Source organism: Aeromonas sp. QDB56, from assembly GCF_027705505.1.
Classification (GTDB): Bacteria; Pseudomonadota; Gammaproteobacteria; order Enterobacterales; family Aeromonadaceae; genus Aeromonas; species Aeromonas caviae.
On record NZ_JAPDBZ010000233.1, the window covers coordinates 1 to 2,699 of the forward strand.

3 protein-coding genes are annotated in these 2,699 nt (G+C 59.7%); all 3 read left to right on the top strand.

Annotation, left to right across the window (positions count from 1 at the left end):
- Positions 1 to 227: 227 nt before the first annotated feature.
- Positions 228 to 1,082: an RNA polymerase sigma factor RpoH gene (gene rpoH, locus OKB81_RS19910; protein WP_029313526.1), complete on the top strand. Its 855-nt coding sequence runs from the start codon at positions 228 to 230 to the stop codon at positions 1,080 to 1,082.
- 127 nt (positions 1,083 to 1,209) lie between these two features.
- Positions 1,210 to 1,869, top strand: coding sequence for a carbonate dehydratase (can, locus tag OKB81_RS19915; RefSeq protein WP_010672606.1), 660 nt, complete (start codon positions 1,210 to 1,212; stop codon positions 1,867 to 1,869).
- 10 nt (positions 1,870 to 1,879) lie between these two features.
- Positions 1,880 to 2,584 (top strand): histidine utilization repressor, encoded by a 705-nt coding sequence (gene hutC / locus OKB81_RS19920; protein WP_041212197.1) that lies wholly within the window; start codon positions 1,880 to 1,882, stop codon positions 2,582 to 2,584.
- Positions 2,585 to 2,699: the final 115 nt, after the last annotated feature.

Here is a 2,699-nt window from a genome sequence, read left to right on the forward strand (position 1 = left end):
TTGGAGACAGCCAGTTTACCAGCACCCTGTCTGTCAACTTCCACTTCCCCAAGATCCCGCGAAGAACCTTTTTTTTGACTGTTCATTTATGATTCATGCCGTCAGCCTAAGATAGGCCGGGTTCATGCTGGGGTGATGTATGATGCAGCACGCAGAATGATACCTGGTCGGTAGACACGTCTTCTCAGGGTGTTAGACTGATTCGATTGAAAAGTAAGAGGTAGAACATGGGAACTTCATTGCAACGCACTATGGCTCTGATTCCGCAAGGTAGTCTGGAAGGCTATATCCAGGCCGTCAACTCGATCCCTGTGCTGAGCGCAGAGGAAGAGCGCGAACTGGCGATGCGTCTGCAGCAGGATGGCGATCTCGAAGCTGCACGCCAGCTCGTTATGTCGCACCTGCGTTTTGTCGTTCACGTGGCCAAGAGCTACTCCGGCTATGGCCTGCCTCAGGCCGATCTGGTGCAGGAAGGCAACATCGGCCTGATGAAAGCCGTCAAACGCTTCGACCCGAGCGTGGGCGTGCGTCTGGTCTCCTTCGCCGTGCACTGGATCAAGGCCGAAATCCACGAATATGTGTTGCGCAACTGGCGCATGGTCAAGGTGGCGACCACCAAGGCCCAGCGCAAGCTGTTCTTCAACCTGCGCAAGTCCAAGAAGCGTCTGGGCTGGCTGAACCACGAAGAGGTGCAGGCCGTGGCTGCCGACCTCGGGGTATCCGCTGCCGACGTCACCGAGATGGAAGCGCGCATGAGCAATTACGATCAGGCCTTCGACCTGGTCGGTGACGATGAAGACGAGGGTGGCTTCGCGCCGGTGCACTATCTGGAAGACAAATCTTCCGATCTCGCGGCGAACATCGAGAACGACAACTGGGACAGCCATGCCACCCGTCGCCTGAGTGCGGCCATGGCGACCCTGGACGAGCGCAGCCAGCACATCATCCGTGCCCGCTGGCTCGATGACGAGAGCAAGACCACCCTGCAGGAGCTGGCCGATACTTACGGCGTCTCGGCCGAGCGGGTGCGCCAGCTTGAGAAAAACGCGCTCAAGAAGCTGAAAGATGCCATGGATGCCTGACGGCCTCCTCCGGTAAGAAGCAGGGCCTGATGGCCCTGTTTTTGTTTTGCGGGGATCTGGTCGGCCTTGCCTTGGTTACCCTTGTGTATGGTATGTTGCCGCCACTGCCACAGTAGGGAGAGCAGAAGTGAAACTGTTGAACGACTTGTTTACCAACAACCGCGAGTGGGCGGAACGGATCAAGGCCGAGGATCCCAATTTCTTCGCTACCCTGTCCGCCCAGCAGGCACCCGAGTACCTCTGGATCGGCTGTTCCGACAGCCGGGTTCCCGCCAACCAGCTGATGGGGCTCTTGCCGGGGGACGTCTTTGTCCACCGCAACGTCGCCAACCTGGTGGTGCACACCGACTTCAACTGCCTCTCGGTGCTGCAATACGCGGTGGAGGTGCTCAAGGTGAAGCACATCATCGTCTGCGGCCACTATGGCTGCGGTGGGGTCAAGGCTGCGATGCAGAACCAGGAGCTGGGTCTCATCGACAACTGGCTGCGCAACATCAAGGACGTCTACTTCAAATACGGCGAACAGCTCGAAGCCATCGAGGATGAGCACGAGCGCTTCGACTACCTGTGCGAGCTGAACGTGGCCGAGCAGGTCGCCAACGTCTGTCACACCACCATCATCCAGAATGCCTGGCGCAAGGGGCAGGAGCTGGCGGTGCACGGCTGGATCTACGGCATCAAGGATGGCCTGCTGCACGATCTCGATCTCTGCATCAGCGGCCCTGACCAGATCCCGGACGTCTATCGCGCCTGGCCGGACATGCGTCCGCCCCATCGTCGCCGCTGAGGACCATCCGGTGGCTCCTGCGCTCTACCTTCAGATAAAGCAGCACATCCTGGACGGGATCCGCGAACGCCACTATCAGGCGGGCGACCGGATCCCGACCGAGGCCGCCCTGTGCGAGCAGTTTGCCGTGAGCCGCATGACGGTGAACAAGGCGCTGCGTGAGCTGGTGGCCGAAGGCTGGCTGGTGCGCACCGCCGGATCCGGCAGTTTCGTGGCCGACAGGCGTACCGAGTCGCCGCTCCTGGCGATTCGCAATATTGCAGACGAGATCGCCGAGCGGGGCAGCGAGTACAGCGCGCGGGTGATCCGGCTGCAACGTCAGGCCGCCGACGAGAAAGTGGCGGTGCGTCTGGGCCTGCGGGTCGGGGCGCCCACCTTTCACAGCCTCATCGTCCATCAGGCCGATGGGGAGCCGCTGCAACTGGAGGAGCGCTTCGTCGATGCCGAGCGACTGCCCGGCTATGGCGAGCAGGATTTCACCCAGCAGACGCCAAACAGCTATCTGATGGAGATCTGCCCCCTCTCCGAGATGGAGCACGTGGTAGAAGCCGTGTTGCCGAGTGCTGGTGAAGCCGGACTGCTGCAAGTGAGGGTCGACACCCCCTGCCTGCTGCTGCACCGGCGCACCTGGTCAGACGGCTGTCTGGTCTCCTATGCCAGATTGTTGTCGCCGGGTTCCCGCTACAAGCTGAGCTCCAAGACGCGTCTCGCATAATTGTATATACAAATTAAGCATTTAAAAGCCCACCTCTCGGTGCAATGCTGTTCAGATAAGCACATTTTTGACTAATTATTCATAAATGCGACTTGAGTTGGGGGAGCAAGGCTGT